At 67.0% G+C, this 18,050-nt stretch carries 12 protein-coding genes; 6 read left to right on the plus strand and 6 right to left on the minus strand.

The features are described 5' to 3' along the window. Positions 1-272: 272 nt before the first annotated feature. Positions 273-1,193: a LysR family transcriptional regulator gene (locus tag V3B25_RS03740; protein WP_154352291.1), complete on the minus strand. Its 921-nt coding sequence runs from the start codon at positions 1,191-1,193 to the stop codon at positions 273-275. A gap of 140 nt (positions 1,194-1,333) precedes the next feature. On the opposite strand from V3B25_RS03740, the gene V3B25_RS03745 reads away from it, so the two are divergent. Continuing rightward, positions 1,334-2,035, plus strand: coding sequence for a pirin family protein (locus tag V3B25_RS03745; protein ID WP_012510689.1), 702 nt, complete (start codon positions 1,334-1,336; stop codon positions 2,033-2,035). Between the two features lie 115 nt (positions 2,036-2,150). On the opposite strand, the gene V3B25_RS03750 is transcribed toward V3B25_RS03745, so the two are convergent. After that, complete coding sequence (locus V3B25_RS03750) at positions 2,151-4,355, minus strand: TonB-dependent siderophore receptor (protein WP_329810131.1); 2,205 nt, start codon at positions 4,353-4,355, stop codon at positions 2,151-2,153. A gap of 135 nt (positions 4,356-4,490) precedes the next feature. After that, a complete protein-coding gene (locus V3B25_RS03755; RefSeq protein ID WP_049422671.1) occupies positions 4,491-5,186 on the minus strand; it encodes an alpha/beta hydrolase in 696 nt (231 codons plus the stop codon). Positions 5,187-5,370: 184 nt separating this feature from the next. On the opposite strand from V3B25_RS03755, the gene V3B25_RS03760 reads away from it, so the two are divergent. Next, entirely contained in the window at positions 5,371-6,510 is a 1,140-nt protein-coding gene (locus V3B25_RS03760) for an MFS transporter (protein ID WP_049422694.1), read from the plus strand. Positions 6,511-6,593: 83 nt separating this feature from the next. Here the strand turns inward: V3B25_RS03760 and V3B25_RS03765 are convergent, their stop codons facing one another. Then, positions 6,594-7,745, minus strand: coding sequence for an alpha/beta fold hydrolase (locus tag V3B25_RS03765; protein ID WP_049422672.1), 1,152 nt, complete (start codon positions 7,743-7,745; stop codon positions 6,594-6,596). A gap of 183 nt (positions 7,746-7,928) precedes the next feature. Between V3B25_RS03765 and V3B25_RS03770 the strand changes: the two genes are divergently transcribed. Further along, positions 7,929-9,275: a cytochrome c gene (locus V3B25_RS03770; RefSeq protein WP_049422673.1), complete on the plus strand. Its 1,347-nt coding sequence runs from the start codon at positions 7,929-7,931 to the stop codon at positions 9,273-9,275. Then, positions 9,272-10,198 (plus strand): c-type cytochrome, encoded by a 927-nt coding sequence (locus V3B25_RS03775; protein ID WP_049422674.1) that lies wholly within the window; start codon positions 9,272-9,274, stop codon positions 10,196-10,198. The genes V3B25_RS03770 and V3B25_RS03775 overlap by 4 nt, the downstream gene beginning before the upstream one ends. A gap of 12 nt (positions 10,199-10,210) precedes the next feature. Here the strand turns inward: V3B25_RS03775 and V3B25_RS03780 are convergent, their stop codons facing one another. Further along, on the minus strand, positions 10,211-11,740 hold the full coding sequence (locus V3B25_RS03780; protein ID WP_049422695.1) for an OmpA family protein: 1,530 nt from the start codon (positions 11,738-11,740) through the stop codon (positions 10,211-10,213). 151 nt (positions 11,741-11,891) lie between these two features. On the opposite strand from V3B25_RS03780, the gene V3B25_RS03785 reads away from it, so the two are divergent. Then, positions 11,892-14,270, plus strand: a complete 2,379-nt coding sequence (locus tag V3B25_RS03785) for a TonB-dependent receptor (RefSeq protein ID WP_329810132.1) — start codon at positions 11,892-11,894, stop codon at positions 14,268-14,270. Between the two features lie 8 nt (positions 14,271-14,278). Next, positions 14,279-16,387, plus strand: a complete 2,109-nt coding sequence (locus tag V3B25_RS03790; RefSeq protein ID WP_329810133.1) for a phospholipase C, phosphocholine-specific — start codon at positions 14,279-14,281, stop codon at positions 16,385-16,387. A 57-nt stretch (positions 16,388-16,444) separates the two neighbouring features. On the opposite strand, the gene V3B25_RS03795 is transcribed toward V3B25_RS03790, so the two are convergent. After that, entirely contained in the window at positions 16,445-18,040 is a 1,596-nt protein-coding gene (locus tag V3B25_RS03795; protein ID WP_329810134.1) for an alkaline phosphatase D family protein, read from the minus strand. Positions 18,041-18,050: the final 10 nt, after the last annotated feature.

An 18,050-nucleotide genomic window follows, 5' to 3' on the forward strand; every position in this document is an offset into this window, starting at 1 on the left:
GCAGGACGCCCACCCCCGGTCTTGCCGTGTGCGCAGGACTGCGCACACGAGCAAGCGGCGACCGAGCTTACATGGGTGAGGGCGCTTTGCTTGCGAAGCATTGCTTCGCAAGCGCCCGAACGCACAGCCGCCAGCGGCTGGGCCGGGCCCCGGAGGGGGACTTGCAGCGGCCCCCGCAACCGGACCCACCACGCCTCCCCACAGGAAACCAGCTTCTGCAGTTGCTGTTGCTCCAGCTCGTAGCGGGTGCAGGGCGCAGCCCTGCCAAACCCCTACCCTTTGGCCATTGCCTGCCACCACTGCGACAACAGCTCCGGCCTGCGCAGGCGCTCGCGCCACCAGCGCAGTGCTGCACCATCCTCGCCGGTGCGCCAGGCCAGCCAGAAGGTCTCTTCCGGCTTGTGTTCCTCCACCTCGCGGATCACCAGCTGGCCACGCGCCACCGCCGCACGCGCGCAGGGCTCGGGCAGGAAACCGAAGCCCACGCCTTCGCACTGCAGCTTCAGCTTGCTGGCCATGTCCGGCACCGTCAGCATCTCCTGCCCCATCAACAGGCCGACCGTGCGCGGCAGCAGCCGTCGCGCCGAATCGGAGACCGCGATCGCGCAGTGCTCGACCAGCTGTTCGCGTCCGAGCACACCCGGCACGGCGGCCAACGGATGACCGGGGGCGACCGCGAACACGAACTCCACCGTACCCAGCGGCTCGACCACGTAACCGCCGCCGCTGGGCCCCTCGCCCGGCGCACCAACCAGCAGGTCGGCACGGCGGTCCAGCAAGGCCTCCCAGGTACCGGACAGGGCCTCGCCGATCAATCGCAGCCGGGTCGGTGCCTCGGCCTCACGAAATGCGGCGATGTCCGGGCCGAGCAGCCAGGTCGGGAACACCGAGTCCACCGCCAGGGTCAGTTCGGTCTCCCAGCCCGACGCAACCCGGCGCACCCGCAGTTCCAGCTCCCGGGCTGCGCGCAGCAGGTGGCGGCCTTCGTCCAGCAGCGCGCGGCCAGCCTCGGTCGGCTCGGCGCGCGGGCCGACCCGGTCGAACAGCTGTACGCCCAGGTCCTCCTCCAGCTTGGCCACGGTGTAGGAGATGGTCGAAGGCACTTTGTGCAGAGCCTTGCCGGCGCCGGCGAACGAGCCGCGGCGGTCGATGGCGTCCAGGATCTGCAGGGCATCGAGACTGAGTTTGAGCATTCGAATTTTTCGATGATGACTGTCAAAACTATCCGTTTTTCAAACCCCGGGCGCAAGCGGATACTTCTCTCCAACGGGGAAACATAGCGGCTATCGGCCCACCCCGCCCCATCGAAACCATCGAACAAGGAGATTCCATCATGCTGCAGATCCGCAAGAGCGCTACCCGTGGCCTGGCCGAGCATGGCTGGCTGTCCTCGCGCCATACCTTCTCCTTCGCCAACTACTACGACCCCCGCTACGTCAGCTTCGGCCCGCTGCGGGTGATCAACGAAGACAAGGTGATCGGCGGCCAGGGCTTCGGCACCCACAGCCACAGCAACATGGAGATCGTTTCCTATGTGCTGGGCGGCGCGCTGGAGCACAAGGACTCGATGGGCACCGGTTCGGTGCTGCGTTACGGCGACGTGCAGCGCATGAGTGCCGGCAGCGGTGTCAGCCACAGCGAGTTCAATCACTCCGCCGACGAGACCGTGCACTTCCTGCAGATCTGGATCTTCCCGGACGCAGAGAACATCACCCCGTCCTACGAGGAGACCCACTTCGCCCCGGAAACCAAGCGCGGCCAGCTGCGCCTGATCGCCTCGCCGGACGGTGCCGACGGTTCGCTGCGCATCCACCAGGATGCCCGCATCTTCGCCACCATCCTCGATGGCGGCCAGAAGCTGCACCACGCCCTCGGCAACGGTCGTGGCGCCTATGTGCAGGTGGCCCGAGGCCAGCTGCAGGTCAATGGCATCACCCTGGAAGCCGGTGATGCGCTGCAGGTCAGCGACGAAGCGCAGCTGACCCTGGAGAACGGCAACGACGCCGAAGTGCTGGTGTTCGACCTGCCGCTGTAACGACAACGCCCGCGATGCCGAAAAGCATCGCGGGCGTATTTGTAGAGCCGAGCCATGCTCGGCTGCGGTTTGACAGCCAGCCGAGCGCGGGCTCGGCTCTACAGCACCACCGGCGTCAGAACTTGTACGTCATCGCCAGGCGCACGTTGCGCGGCTCACCCCAGGTATAGGTGCTGTACCAGCTGAAGATCGTGTAGTACCGCTTGTCCAGCAGGTTGTTGACGTTGAGCGTGGCCGACAGGCGATCGTTGAATTCATAGCGCGCCATTGCATCGAGCAGCCAGTAGGGTTGGGTGCGATGCACCACCTTGGCCTGCGTGGCCGGGTTGGTGATCTCGCCGAAAGTGGAATCCTGCCAGCGCGCGCCACCGCCCAGCGTCAGCCCCTTCCAGTCGCCGCGCAGGCGGTAGCTGGTGTGCAGGCTGAACTGGTTTTCCGGCTCCAGTGTGGTCACCTTGGCACCGGCCTGGCGGGCGATCTTGTGCGAGAACCCACCCTGCACCTGCCAGCCCTCGGCCAGCTGGCCCGACATTTCCAGCTCGTAGCCCTTGGTACGCACGCCCATCAGGGCGCGATACGCATCCTGCCCGTCCGGCGTCTTGCCGCCGGTGGGCTGGGCGAAGTTGTCCTGGTCGAGCTGGAACAGCGCCGCACTGGCGTTGAAGCGCCCATCGAGGAACTCGGCCTTCAGGCCCATCTCGTAGCTGCGGCCTTCCAGCGGATCCAGTGCCTTGCCCTGCTCGTCGCGTTCGCTGTGCGGTTTGAAGATGGTGCTGTAGCTGGCATACACCGAATAGTGCTCGCCAAGGTCGTAGACCACGCCGGCATACGGTACGAACACGCCGGTTTCGCGCGTGTCCGGCGAGCGGTAGCTGGCCAGGCGGCTGCCCACGATCACCTTCAACGGATCGGCCACGTCGAAACGGCCGACCACATACAGGCCGTTCTCACGCGTCACTTCGTTGTTGCTGTAGCTGCGCTGCCACTCCGGCTCGGGAATGTCGCCATTCCAGGTTCTGTAGTCCGGCACGGTATCCGGGAACCCCGCCTGCGGGCCGTAGCCGGTATTGGTCCAGCGCTTGCGCGAGGCGCTGCCACCGACCACCAGCTCATGCTCCCGCCCGAACAGGCCGAAATGACCGCTCACATAGAAGTCGGCAGCATTGCTGACGGTCTTGCCAACGTACTTGCCGAGCCACAGGCTGACGCCCTCGCCGGTCAACGGATCGGGATTGCCGGCGGCGGCGCCGGCCAGTGCGGCGTCATAGCCGTTGACCTGGTGGTTGAGCTGCAGCTTGGCCACCCAATCGTTGGCGAACGTATGCTCGAGCGTGGCAAAACCGGTGCGCACATACTGGCGCCAGCCACTCCAGCGGGTGCCGTTGTTGAACGAACGCGGCATGTCATTGAAGTTGCCGGCACTGTCCAGCAGCGGGATGCCACCCCAGGTCGAGCCCTTCGGGTCGCTGTCCATCGCATCGCCCCCCACGGTCAGCAGGGTGCGCTCGCCCAGATCGGCTTCCAGCACCGCGTAGCCCACCTTGCTGGTGCGCTGGTAGAAGTCGAGATTGGAATGCTTGTCCTGCCAGGCGCCCACCGCACGACCGCGCACGCGTCCATCGGCGGTCAACGGGCCGCCAACATCGATCCCGGCACGATAGTCATCCCAGCGGCCGACACCCAGCGTGGCATTGCCGGCGAACTCCTTGCCCGGCTTCTTGCGCACCAGGTTGATGGTCGCGCCCGGATCGCCCATGCCGGTCAGCAGGCCGGTCGCGCCCTTGAGCACTTCGATGCGGTCATAGATCGCGGTATCGCTGAGCGTGTTGCCCGCCGAATAGGCCGAGTCACGCGACATCGGGATGCCGTCGTACTGGAAGTTCTGCACGGCAAATCCACGTGCGTAGTACTCGGTGCGCTCGCTGTCGTAGGTGACGATGCTGATGCCCGGGGTCACCCGCATCACGTCATCAATGCCGTTCAGGCCAAAGTCGTCCATCTGAGCGCGGGTAATGACGCTGATGGTCTGCGGGGTCTGCCGCGGGGTCAGCACCAGGCGGGTGGCGGTGGCGATGGTGCCCGGCGTGTACGCGCCACTGCCCTCGGTGATGGTACCGAGCAGGTTGGCGGTGACCTGCACGGTCTGCAGGGTCTGCGATGCCGGGGCCTCGGCGGCCTTGTCCGGCTCGGTGGCGGACTGCGCGGCTGCGATGCCGCTGCTGGCCAGTGCGGTGATCAGCAGGCCCTGGGCAAGCGCCTGCGGCAACGCACGGCGACGCGGCAAGGGGGGCGGAATACGGGCATCAGGCACAGACAGCACGACGGGACCTCCACGATCGGGTGGGATCCTCTGGCGGCGGCTGGAGGGAAGACGGGGACGCGGCCGGATGGCCGCAGGCGCAGGAGTGTACTCCCCTGCGCCCCGGCTGTCGTGCGATGTGCTGTGGTGCGGCGCTCAGCCGCCGATGGCGGCGCAGGCCTCCTGGATCAGCGCGGTCACCTCCTTCGGCTGCGAGGCCAGCGAGGCATGGCTGGCATCCAGCTCCAGCAGTCGTTTGGGCTGCATGCGCGTGGCCATGGCCCTCTGGTTCTCCGGCGCGATCATGCGGTCGTGGCGGGACAGCTGGTACCAGCTCGGCCTGTGCTTCCACGCCGGGTCGCTCACCGCATCACCGAAGGTGCTGGCCAGCGGTGCCTTCTGGGTCACCGCCATCACCCGGCCCTCGTCTTCGCTCAGATCCTGGCAGAAGCTCTCATGGAACCTGTCCGCACGCAGCCACAGGTAGCCATCGCTGTCCGGCGCAAGGTTCGGCGCCGCCTCCGGCAGGTGCTGCTGGGTGATGCCACCGGGGCTCTCGCCGGCATCAGGCGCGAAAGCGGCGATGTAGACCAGGCCCTTCACGTTGTCCTCTTTGCCGGCCTGGCTGATCACCGCGCCGCCATAGGAGTGGCCGACCAGCAGCACCGGCCCGTCGATCTGCCGGATCATTTTCCGGGTGCGTCCTGCATCATCAGCCAACGACGTGAGCGGCAACTCCACCGCCTGCACGCGGTCATGGCCGTTGCGATGCAGTTCCAGGATCACCTTGGCCCAGTGTGCGGCCCCGCCCCAGAAACCATGGACGAGGAGGATGGTCGGTGTCGTGCTCATGTACGGATCTCCGGCAGCGGCCGGCGGAATGCCGACCGTGTCGCCACTGTCCGTCTTTGGCGTTAATCAGCGGTGACGCATTCGGGTCACTGCAATCGTATGCGTCGCTGGATGTCATGCATGGCACTTGCCGATCCCGCTTGAAAACGTTTTCATGGATGATCCTTGGAGCTTCGTATCGCGCATGACGCCTTCATCCCCACGTGCCCAGCAGCACGCCACCCGCGCTGCCTTCTTCATTCCCGGATTCGCCACCGCCGCCTGGGCACCGATGGTGCCCTACGCCAAGGCCAAGGCCGGGCTGTCCGACGCCAGCCTCGGCGCCGTGCTGCTGTGCCTCGGGCTCGGCTCACTGCTGGCGATGCCACTGGCAGGTGCGCTGACCGGGCGGCTGGGATGCCGCCGGGTGATGGTGATCACCTGCGCGATGATGCTGTGCGCCCTGCCCTTGCTGGTGCTGGCGCCCTCTCCGGTAGCGCTGGGCGCGGCCCTGTTCGTGTTCGGCGCCGGCGTCGGTGCACTGGATTGTGCGATGAACATGCAGGCGGTCGCGGTCGAGCGCGACGCCGGGCGCGCGATGATGTCCGGATTCCATGCCTTCTACAGCATCGGCGGCTTCGTCGGCGCCGGCTGCATGACCGGCATGCTGATCCTGGGTACGCCGCTGTGGCTGGCCGCGTTGGTTTCGGTGGCCACTCTGCTGCTGGTGGCAGTGCTGTCGGCACCGCACTGGCGCCCACAACGGATCCTGCATGAAGGCCCCCTGCTGGCACTGCCGCATGGCGTGGTGCTGTTCATCGGCGTGCTGGCCTTCGTGGTGTTCCTCGCCGAGGGCTCGATGCTGGACTGGAGCGCGGTGTTCCTCGCCGAAGTGCGGCAGGTGCCACGTGACCAGGCCGGTGCCGGCTTCGCACTGTTCACCCTGGCGATGACCGCGATGCGCCTGTTCGGCGACGGCATCGTCGAGCGCCTCGGCCGGACCCGCACCCTGGTCTTCGGCGGCATCACCGCTGCTGCGGGTTTCACCCTGGCGACGCTGGTGCCATCGTTCCCGGTGGCGCTGGCCGGCTACGTGCTGGTCGGGCTGGGCTGCGCCAACATCGTGCCGGCGCTGTTCTCGATGGCCGGCCAGCAGCGGGTGATGCCGGAGAGCATCGCCATCACCGCGGTCACCACGCTGGGGTATGCCGGCATCCTGGCCGGTCCGGCCGCGATCGGCGCACTCGCACACGCCACCAGCCTCGGCTTCGCCTTCCTGTGCGTGGCCGCGTTGCTGCTGGGCGTCGCCGCGTCGGCGCGCTCACTGGCACGACGCCTGCCCTGATAGAAAAAGGGGACGGAGGGGATTAAGTCGTTTCTGGCCCAGGTGTGCGGGAAACGACTTAATCCCCTCCGTCCCCTTTTTGTTCAACCGCGCGTTGGAGCCTTCACCGGCAGGTTGGTGTCGTGCACCAGCCACTCGGCCTGGGCCGGCAGCTGGGGCGCCGGGCAGGCACTCTGCGGATGGTGCTCGTCGCGCGCCATCCAGTCATCGACCACGCCCGCCAGCAGGTCCAGTCGCAGCGGCAGGGTGATGTGGTCCTCGCCGCGCATCTCGATGTAGTGCGCGCGCGGATTGGCCTGCGCCAGTTCGCGGCCCTGGCTGACCGGAATGTGCTGGTCGCCCTGGCCGTGCAGCAGCAGTACGCAGGCGCGGGTATCGGCCAGCGCGCGCGCTACATCCACGCGGTCCAGATCGACGTCGATGCGGCGGCTGGCGGCGGCGATCACCTGGTTGATGTCCTGGCCGCCGTAGCGCCAGCGCGCGTACGACGCCACCGCCTGCGCCTTCAGGCCTTCCGGCTGCAGTCCCATCAGGTGCGGAATCATCGTGCGGATCGCCACACCGGCATTGGCGAACGATTCCATCGCCACCACGCCTTCCACCTGGTCACCGAGCTTTTCGGCGGTGAATACCGCTGTGGCGGCGCCATAGGACACGCCGAACAGGTACAGCGGGCCGGTTACTTCACCACGTGCGCGCAGCTCACCGATTACATCGACCACATCGTCGGATTCATAGGTGCCGTATCCGGACGGACCTGCACCGGACTGTCCATGGTTGCGCAGGTCGAGCGTGATCACGCGGTAGCCGGATTCGGCCAGCTGCAGCGACCACGGCAGCATCGAATCGCCGTTCATCATCCAACCGTGCAGCAGCACCACGGTGCCGCGCGGGGCCTGCGCGCGGAACGGTTGCGGTACTGCCAGGCTCAGGCCGGTATCCAGCGGCAGGCCGTTCTCGTGGCGCTGCGGCAGGTAGTGATAACGCGCGCCGTAGTCGCCGGGATCGAACACACGCCAGAAGATCGGCACGCCATCGCGGCCCGGCGCGAAGCCATGGCGGTTGGGCAGTTCGGCGATGGCCGCGGCAATACGCGGGCGATCGAGCAGGGTCGATACGCCACCTGGCGCGATCAGCCTGTCGGCGAGCGAGGTGGACGAGGCATTGATCGAGGAGGAGCATGCAGCCAGCCACAGGCCGGCGCACGCCAGCAACAACAGCAGCAGGCGCTTCATGGGCAATCGGGGAAAAGGTGCGACAGCGTGGCAGGTTAGCGACGCGGGCGTGGGCCATCTATCGCGCGCGGATGACGGCTTGATGACAACGCAGGAACGATTCAGCTTGGTGTACAAGCTGTATCCGTTCAGTCATTGATCCGGATCAATGAACGCGCGCGCGGGATTGCCCACAGTGCCGCCATGCGCACCTCGCTCAAGCTCGCCATTGCCCTGGCCGCCACGTTGGCCGCCGCCTACGGCATCGCCCGCACCACGCCCTACTGGTTCGCACCGCGACAGACGGCGCAGGTCGACATCCACGATCCGACGCTGATCGCGCAGGGACAGTACCTGTCGCGCGCCGCCGACTGCGCCGCCTGCCACACTGCGCCGGGCGGCAAGCCGTTCGCCGGTGGCCTCGGCATGCAGACGCCGATGGGCACGATCTACTCGACCAACATCACGCCCGATCCGGACACCGGCATTGGCGCCTACGACTACGCCGACTTCGAGCGCGCGGTCCGTCGCGGCATCCGTCACGATGGGCAGCCGTTGTATCCGGCAATGCCGTATGCCTCATACGTGATCGCCAGCGATGCCGAGATCAAGGCGCTGTACGCCTACTTCATGGGCTCGGTGCAGCCGGTGAAGCAGGGCAACGCCGACAGCACGATCCCGTGGCCGGCCAACATGCGCTGGCCACTGGCCTGGTGGCAGCTGGTGTTCGCACGCCCGCGCACGTTCAACCCGGATCCGTCGCTGGATGCCGGCCAGCAGCGCGGCGCCGAACTGGTGGAAGGCCTGGCCCACTGCGGTGCCTGCCACACGCCACGTGGCCTGGCGTTCCAGGAAAAGGCGATGGCCGATGATGGCAGCCGCCAGTTCCTGTCCGGCTCGGTGCTGGAAGGCTGGTATGCGAAGAACCTGCGCAATGAATCAACCGGTCTGGCCAGCTGGAACGAGGGCGAGATCGTCGACTTCCTGCGCACCGGACGCACCGATCGCTCCGCGGCCTTCGGCGGCATGGCCGACGTGGTCGAGCACAGCACGCAGTACCTGTCCGACGCCGACCTGCTGGCGATGGCCCGCTACCTGAAACAGCTGCCGGCACGCGAGGGCCGCAGTGCACAGTGGTCACCGGGTACCGACACCACCACCGCCGCACTGCGCAGCGGCGACTACCGTGTTGCCGGTTCGCTGGCCTATGCCGAGCACTGCCAGGCCTGCCACCGTGCCGACGGGCGCGGCATGCCCCGCGTCTACCCGGCCCTGGCCGGCAACTCGATCGTGTTCGCCGATGACCCCAGCTCGCTGGTACAGGTAACCCTGATCGGCGGCCGCACGCCGCATACCCCGCACGACCGCATGGCCTTCACCATGCCCGGTTTCGAGCAGCTGCCGAATGCACAGCTGGCACAGATCCTGACCTTCATCCGCAGCAGCTGGGGCAACCAGGCCAGCGCGGTGAGCGAGGTCGACGTGGCGCGCATGCGCCGGGTGGTGCGTGACAAGCCGGTGCACTACGTTCCGCAGGAGGCCGCACGATGAAACGTTCGCGCAAACGCTCCCGCCTGCTGGTCGGCAGCGTGGTCACCCTCGTGCTGCTGGCCGGTGCCGGCGCCCTCGCCTATCGCCATCTGTACCCGGACCTGGATGCCGCCGTAGCCAGCACGATCGATATCCTCGATGCGCAGGGCAAGGTGGTCGGCCACTACCATGCACCCAGCGCCGAGGAGATCGCCGGGCTCGGCAATGCCGAATCGGTGATGCTTGGTCGCCGCCTCCTCAACGAGACCGCACGGCTGCTGCCGGACAACGTCGGCAACGATCTGAACTGCAATTCGTGCCACATGGCCGAGGGCAAGCGACCGTTCGGCAACCACTACTTCAATACGGGCGGCGGCGCCTATCCGCGTTACATGCCGCGCCCGGGCAAGGTGATCGGGCTGACTGAGCGCATCAATGGCTGCCTGCAGCGCTCAATGAACGGCAAGCCGCTGCCGAAAGACTCACCGCAGATGCGCGCCATGCTCGATTACATGGCGTGGCTGAGCAGTCCAGTGCCAGACGGTGCAAAGGTGGCCGCCCCCAGCGAGGGCCCCATCGACAGCACGCTGACCCCGGACCCGATCCGTGGCCAGGCGCTGTACGCCGTGCAGTGTGCCGCCTGCCATGGCGACAACGGCGAAGGCCGGCGCGACGCCAGCGGTGATATCGCCTTCCCGCCGCTGTGGGGCGACCACAGCTTCAACATCGGCGCCGGCATGGCGCGCCTGTACAAGGCGGCCGGTTTCGTCAAGCACAACATGCCGCCGGCGGTGACCCGCGAGCCGCCACTGGGGCAGCAGGTGATGCCCGACCAGGATGCGGTGGACATCGCCAGCTACTTCATCAACCAGCCGCGGCCGGACTTCGCCAACAAGAGCAAGGACTGGCCGCGCGACCCGAAACCCAAGGACGCGCGGTACTGAGGAGGGCGTGGTTCAGCGCTTGACCAGCTCGACCCGGCGATTGCGCGCCTTGCCATCCTCGCTGCCATTGTCGGCTACCGGCCTGTCGGCACCGAAGCCGGCCGCCTGCAGGCGGTCGGCGGCGATGCCCTTGGCGGTCAACGCCGCCACCACCGACCGCGCACGATCCTCGGACAAGCTGCGGTTGCGCACGGCCGCGCCGCTGTTGTCGGTGTGGCCTTCAATCGACAGTTTCAGCGACGGGTCGGCACGCAGCAGGTCCAGCACCTGCGCCAGTTGCGGTTCGGACGTCGGCAGGATCTGCGCCTTGTCGGTGGCGAAGTTGACCTGGATCGCCACGCGGCCGTCGCTGTCCAGCTTCTTCTTCAACGCATCGGCCGGCAGCAGCGCCGCGGTCTGGGTGAAACCCTTGCGCTCGACCACGACCCAGCCAGCGCTGAGGTATTCGAGGCGAGCATGTACCCACACCTGGCGGCCGTCAGCCAGATCGACGCGATAGACAACGGTGTCGTAGTTGTCCCAGCTGTAGCTGGCCGCGTTGCCGTAGGACGACTGCACCTGCTTCGATACACCCTCGGCCGCCTCGTGCGGGATGCGCCCCTCGAACATCTTGGTGCCGTTGACCTGGGCCATCATCGCCTCAAGGTTGCGACGGACTTCATGCATCGAGTATTCGCGCTCGCCCTTGTCGAAATCGGCAGCGAAGGTGCGGCCCTCGACCGGTTCGAAGTGATCTCCGGTCCAGAACGGGAAGGCATCGAAATCACGCTGCTCGGGCGTGTTGCGCTCGCGATAGCCGGCCGGCAGGGACAGGTGCGGGAAACGGTCCGACCACTGCGCGGTGGCCTTGAACGGCACGTCATCCACGACCACCAGACCGGCGCCGTTGCTGTCCACTGCCAGCTGCACCCACACGGTGCGGTTGACCTGGCGCAGCACGTAGACGGTGGTGGGTGCGTCCTGTTCACCGTTCACCGCATCGATGAAGCCACCCCCGATCTCGCCTTCCAGTTGCGGGCCGTAGTAGATGTCGCGCAGCAGCTTGCCTTCAAAGACCTTGCGGCCGCCGGCGGCGGTGATCACACCGTCGAAGTTGCGCTGCACTTCCAGCGCGGAGAACGCCTTGTCGGGGGCCGCATCACTGTCGGTCACGATGCGTGCCGACCAGCTCGGACCTTCCGCCCAATGCACACCCTCGCCCATCCGGAACGGGAAGCGCGCCCAGGCGCGCGGGTGCGGGGCGTTCTGCGGCGCGTAGCCCTGCGGCAGGCTGAAGAACGGCAGCTCACCCAGCGTGGTGTCGCTCAGCGGTACGCTGCCGGTGTCGAAAGGCACCAGCGGCACCGGCTTGCCATCGCGGTCGGTGAGTGCGGTGCCGTCGGCGGCGGCCGTTGAACCCGCTGGGGCGGCGGCCGGTGCTGCGGCCTCGTCCGCCGTGGCTGGCGCAGGCGGCGCCACCTCTCCATCCGAGGGCGTCCGGTTGCACCCTGCCAGCAGCACCAGGGCTGCACCTCCCAGCCAGATCTTCGATCGCTTCTGCATCGCCACCACCTCAGGTCCATTGAAGCGCCGAGCATACCCGAAGGCCGTGACCGCCCCCACAGTGCCATCGTTCCTGCGCTGCCACGTCATCCCGATGTCATTGGCGCTGCCGACACTCCGGGGTTTTCCTCCCTCTGAAGGTCCGGTTTCGATGCGAACGATTGCGCGTTTTCCCCGTGTCTCGCTGCTGGCCCTGCTGATCGCCCCCGCCCTGGACGCCCTCGCAGAAGCACCGCAGGGCGATACGGGCGAAGCGCGCAGCAGCGATGCGCGTACCCTCGACCAGGTACAGGTGATTGGTCAGGCCACCAGTTACGCGAAGACTTCGGTGCGCGCGGAAACACTGAACCGGCAGACCGTGATGAGCAGCGTCAACGACACGCTCAACGAAGTGCCCGGCGTGGTGGTCAGCGAGGCCGATGCCACCGGTTCGTCGGTGTGGGGCACGCAGATCAGCATGCGCGGCTTCGTGACCAACCGTGACACCCAGCAGATCGGCACCACCATCGACGGCCTGCCCAATGGCGGCTCGGGCTACGGTGGCGGTTCGCTGGCCAACCGCTACATCGATACCCTGGACCTGGAAACAGTGGAAGTCAGCCAGGGCACCGCCGATATCTCCTCGCGCTCGAACGAAGCCCTCGGCGGCACCCTAAACTTCCTTACCAGCGATCCACTGCAGGACAGCCGCCTGCGCTTCGTGGTCGGTGCCGGTGACAACGAGGCGCGCAAGTACTACGTGCGCTACGACACCGGCCTGCTCGGCGGCCATACCCGCGCCTGGGTCAGCGCTTCTTCCGCACGTGTGCACGACTGGATCGATGGCAGCGGCAAGACCAGCAATGACCACATCGCCGGCAAGTTCATCACCGAGCTGGATAGCTGGACGCTGACCGGCTACCTGTCCTACAACGATGCCGACGAGCCGGAGTACACCAGCGTCTCGCCGAAGGGCTTCGCCACCAATCCGGACCGCGACAACCTGGTCGGCACCCTCACCGGCATTCCGTACCTGGACCAGAACTACCGTTCCGGCTCGCGTGCGCTGCGCGAGAACACCTTCGGCTACCTGCGCGCGGCCTTCGACGGCGGCAACGGCTTCAAGGCCTCGGTGGCGGCTTACGGGCACCGCATGGAAGGTCGTGGCGACTGGCTGCCCCCCTACCTGGCGCAGGTCAGCGATGATGGTGCCGGTCGCCCGGAGTCGGAGTACATCGGTGGAAAGACCGTGTACGGCGGCAGCAACCGCGGCCAGATATTCTTCGTCAATCCCGATGGCAGCGCCGCGCAGCGTCTGGCCAGCTGCAGCCCACGGCTGGGCTTCACCGCCGAGTACGATCCGAACTGCTACGCGGGCAACGTGCTGGGCGCGCAGTCCTACCGCCACACCCACTACGACAACGACCGCATGGGCGTGACCGCCGACGTCGAGTGGCGGCAGACCTTCGGTGCGGTCGACAACACGATCCGCGGCGGCCTGTGGGTGGAGAAGCTGGACCGCTCGGCGCGCCGCGACTGGCACCGCCTGCTCAACGTCGGCCAGGACATCGCCTTCGACCACCAGCCTTACTGGGTGCAGTTCGAGGACAAGTACAAGGTTGACGAGCAGATGTACTACGTCGAGGACGTGGCCCGCTTCGGGCCGTTCAGCGCACGCCTGGGCGTGAAGCAGTTCTTCGTCGACCAGTCGCGCCGCCGCGTGATCGGTGCCAGCGAGCACGTCAAATCCGATTCCAAGTCCGATCCGCTGCTGTCCACCGGCTTCACCTGGGCGCCCGGTGTGGAAGGCATGGAGCTGTTCGCTGGCTTCTCGCAGAACTTCGCCGCCATTCCCTCCGGCGTGCTCGGCGAGACCGACCCGCAGCGCTTCCGCAACGTCGAGCCGGAGACCGCCGACAACATCGAAGTCGGCATGCGCATCAGCCGCTGGCCGCTGACCGCCTCGGTCACCCTGTACAACATCAAGTTCGACAACCGCATCGTCTATCTGCCGGCCGGTTTCGTCAGCGGCATCGACTACCTGGGCGAGACCGACGGTGTCTACGAGAACTTCGGTGGCGTGGAAAGCAACGGCCTGGAGGCGGCGTTCGGCTATGGCTGGGACAACGGCTGGCGTCTCAACGCCGCCTATACCTACAACCGCTCCAAGTACCTGGGCAGTGGCGATGCCGCACGTGATACCCAGCTGGGCATCGTCGACGGTGCCAAGGTGATCGGCCAGCCCGAGCAGACCCTGGTGCTGTCGGCCGACTGGCAGGGCGAAAACTGGAACTTCGGCCTGTCCGGTCGCTACCTCGGCACACGCTACCTCGATGCCGCCAACGTCAACAAGCTGCCTTCGGCCACCGTGTTCAACGCCAATATCGGCTTCGACCTGCAGGGCCTGTCGCCGCGCCTGAAGGGCATGGGTGCCAACCTGGTGGTGAGCAACCTCACCGACAAGCGGTATCTTGCAGGGGTGGACGGCCGCGACAACGCCTTCATCGGCGCCCCGCGCACTGTCGGCATCTCCTTCCGTGTGGACCTGTGAGTGAGCCCGTGACTGATATCGGCCGACGCCGGTTGTTGCAGGCCGGCGTTGCCGCCGGCCTTTCCCCGCTGCTGCCCAGCATCGCCCGGGCCGCAGCGATCGCCCCCGCCGCGCAGACGCGCAGCCTCGAAGACCTGCAGCACATTGTGGTGTTCATGCAGGAGAATCGCTCGTTCGACCACTACTTCGGCACGTTGCCGGGCGTGCGTGGTTTCGGCGATCGCTTCGTGGCTCCCGCGCCGGCGCTGCAGGCCGGCGGCCGCACGCGCAGCCTGTGGCTGCAACCCGATGCCAGCGGCACGCTCGCGATCGCACCGTTCCCGCTGGATACCGCCGCGCACTTCGGCTACATGCGGGTGGAGGGCACACCACACACCTGGCCGGACGCACAGCGCGCCTGGGACCACGGCCGCATGGGGCAATGGCCGAAGGCCAAGCAGAACCACTCGATGGGCTACTTCCAGCGCAGCGACCTGCCGTTCCAGTTCGCCCTGGCCGATGCCTTCACCATCTGCGACGCCTACCACTGCGCGATGCAGGCCGGAACCAACCCGAACCGGGTGTTCCTGTGGACCGGTCACAATGATGCACACGCGCGTGCTGGCGGCCCGGTGATCGCCAACTCGCACGACAACTTCCCCGAGCACGGCGGGCATCCGGCGTCGTATCGCTGGACCAGCTATGTCGAACGCCTGCAGAAGGCGGGCGTGTCCTGGCAGATCTACCAGGACATGGCCGACAACTTCACCGACAACCCGCTGGCCGGTTTCGAGGCGTTCCGCCAGGCCTATCGCGCTGCGCCGGGGCATGACCCGCAGCTGCGCGCACGCGGCGTCAGTACCCGTGGCCTGGCGCAGCTGCGCCAGGACGTGGTCGATGGACGCCTGCCGCAGGTCAGCTTCATCATCGCCGACGCGGCCGGCAGCGAGCATCCCGGCCCCTCCAGCCCGGCCCAGGGCGCGGCCTATACCGCACGCGTGCTGGATGCACTGACCGCCGATCCGGAGGTGTGGAGCCGCACCGCCCTGCTGCTGATGTTCGACGAGAACGACGGCTTCTTCGACCACATGCCGCCACCGGCACCGCCTTCACCGATAAACGGTGGCTGGGCGGGTATGTCTTCGGTCAGTACCGAAGGCGAGTACCACCGCCATCCGGCACCGGGCGACGAGAAGTACGACGCCGCCGAGCTGCGCGGCCGCCCCTATGGGCTGGGGCCGCGCGTGCCGCTGTACGTGATCTCGCCCTGGAGCCGCGGTGGCTGGGTCGATTCGCAGGTGTACGACCACACCTCGGTCATACGGCTGATCGAACGCCGCTTCGGCGTGGCCGCACCGGATATCTCACCCTGGCGCCGTGCGGTCTGCGGAGACCTGAGCAACGCCTTCGACTTCGCCCAGCGCGATACCCGTCCGTTCGTACGCGGCCTGCCCGATGTGAGCGCGGTGGCGGCACGTGCGGCAGCCCTTCCGGGGCGGACCGTGCCAGCGTTGCCGGAGGGGCTGAAACCGGCGCAACAGGAACGTGGCGTACGTCCGGCGCGTGCCCTGCCCTATCGGCCGCAGGCATCGATTGCCGCGATCGACACATCGGGCGTGGAACTGGTGTTGTCCTGCGAAGGTGCGGCAGCGGTCCTGCATGTCTACGATCGGATGCGGCTGGGTGCGGTGCCACGCCGCTATACACTGGTACCGGGCACGCCACTGCGGGAGCGCTGGCCGCTGGATGTGCACGGTCGCTACGACCTTTGGCTGCTGGGCCCGAACGGCTTCCACCGTCACTTCCTGGGCGCTGCCAAAGGACCCGCTGTGCAGGCGTCGGTCGAGCGCGCCGACGGCCAGCTGCGGCTGCACCTGCGCAATCTCAGCGATACCGCACAGCAGCTGCGCGTGCATGCCGGTGCCTATGCCGGGCATATGCCCGAGCAGACGCTGGCACTGCCGGCGCATGCAGAGACTTCGTTGGCGTGGGATGCAACGCCTACCGCCGGCTGGTATGACCTGCAGGTCAACGCCGGTGAGAGTGTGCTGCGCCTGGCGGGCCGTGCCGAGGATGGGCGTCCTGGCACCAGTGACCCGGCGATGGGCAGCGAACCACTGCGCTTCGAGCACGATTGAGCAACCCAGCCGTTGTAGAGTCGAGCCATGCTCGACTCTACAAGGGGGCGTGCCTGATCAGGCCTCCTGCAGCCCCGGCCGACCGTGCTCGACCGCGTAGCGCTTCCAGCTCTGCACCGTTCCGTTCGGCTGCATCACGGTATCCAGCGTCTTCATGTCGCCGATCCACGCATCACGGGTGACATCGCACAGCACATAGCCGCGCTTGTCTATGGTCGCCTTCAAGTAAGGGCTGTGCGCAAGCTGGTTCTCGGCATATGCATCCACGCCCTGGCCGTCGGAGCCGGACGTGATCGAAGTGGCGAGGAACTCACTGGAGACCACGCCCGAATCACGATGGTCCTGCACCAAGTCGCTGGCGTAATGCCGGTGCGCGTCGCCACACGCCGTCACCACGTTGCCGAAGCCCACCTTCTGGATGTGGTCGAGCAGGCGCCGGCGGCTGTCCAGATAACCCGACCACTGGTCATCGGACGACTGCACCACGCCGTCCTTCTCGCGCATGTAGTTGCCCAGTGCCACCTGGTGGGCGATGGTGTGCCAGCGCGGCGCGGCATCGGCCAGGCCGTCGAACAGCCAGCGCTCCTGCTTCGCCCCCACAATGCTGCGCTCCGGCGATTCCACCTCCTCACGCAGCGCCATGTTCACCTGCTTGCTGCGGTACTGGCGGGTGTCGAGCAGGTGCAGGTCCATCAGCGTGCCGTAGCGTGCACGCCGGTACATCTGCATGTGGCCATCGCGCGGGAATGCCGATCGGCGCAGTGGCATGTTCTCGTAGTAGGCCTGGAACGCCTGTGCGCGGCGCAGCAGGAACACTTCGCTGGGCGTATCGTCCTGGTCTTCGGCGCTGGCCCAGTTGTTATCCACTTCGTGGTCATCGAAGGTGACGAACCACGGCGCCGACGCATGCGCGGCCTGCAGGTCGGCATCGCTCTTGTACTGGGCGTAGCGGCGACGGTAGTCGTCCAGCGTGTAGGTCTGCGGCCCGACATGATTACGCAGGTTGGTGAACGGCTGGCCGTTCATTCTCCGCAGGCCCGGCTGGCTTTCGCCTTCGTAGATGTAATCACCGTAGTGGAAGACGAAATCCAGCGGTTCCTCGGCAATGCGCCGCCACGCGGTGTAGTGGCCTTCCTCGTAGTGCTGGCAACCGGCCACCGCAAAACGCACGCGATCCACTGCGGCCGTGGCTGCGGGCAGCGTGCGGGTGCAACCGACCGCACTGGCGTGGCCGCCTACGGTGAAGCGGTACCAGTAAGGCCGTGCGGGCGCCAACCCACCCAGCTCCACGTGCACAGCGTGGCCGAGTTCGGGATGCGCCATCGCCGAACCCTGGCGTACCACCCTGCGCATGCCCTCGTCCGCGGCCAGCTGCCATTCGACCACCATCGGCCGGGTCGGCATGCCACCGCCGAACACCAGCGGCTCGGTCGCCAGCCGTGTCCACAGCACCATGCCATCGGCCGAAGGATCACCCGAGGCCACGCCCAGGGTGAACGGCGTGCTGGCGAACCGCGGCGATGCCAGCAGGTTGCGCGGGTTCAGCGCGGTGGCATCGGTCTGCGCGGCCAGCGCCCGTGCCGTGCCCATCCAGGCGCCGGCGGCGGACAGACCGGCCAGGGCCAGGAATCGCCTGCGATTGATCGTATCCACGGATGCGCCC

Source organism: Stenotrophomonas sp. SMYL8 (genome assembly GCF_036320065.1).
GTDB lineage: Bacteria > Pseudomonadota > Gammaproteobacteria > Xanthomonadales > Xanthomonadaceae > Stenotrophomonas > Stenotrophomonas maltophilia_A.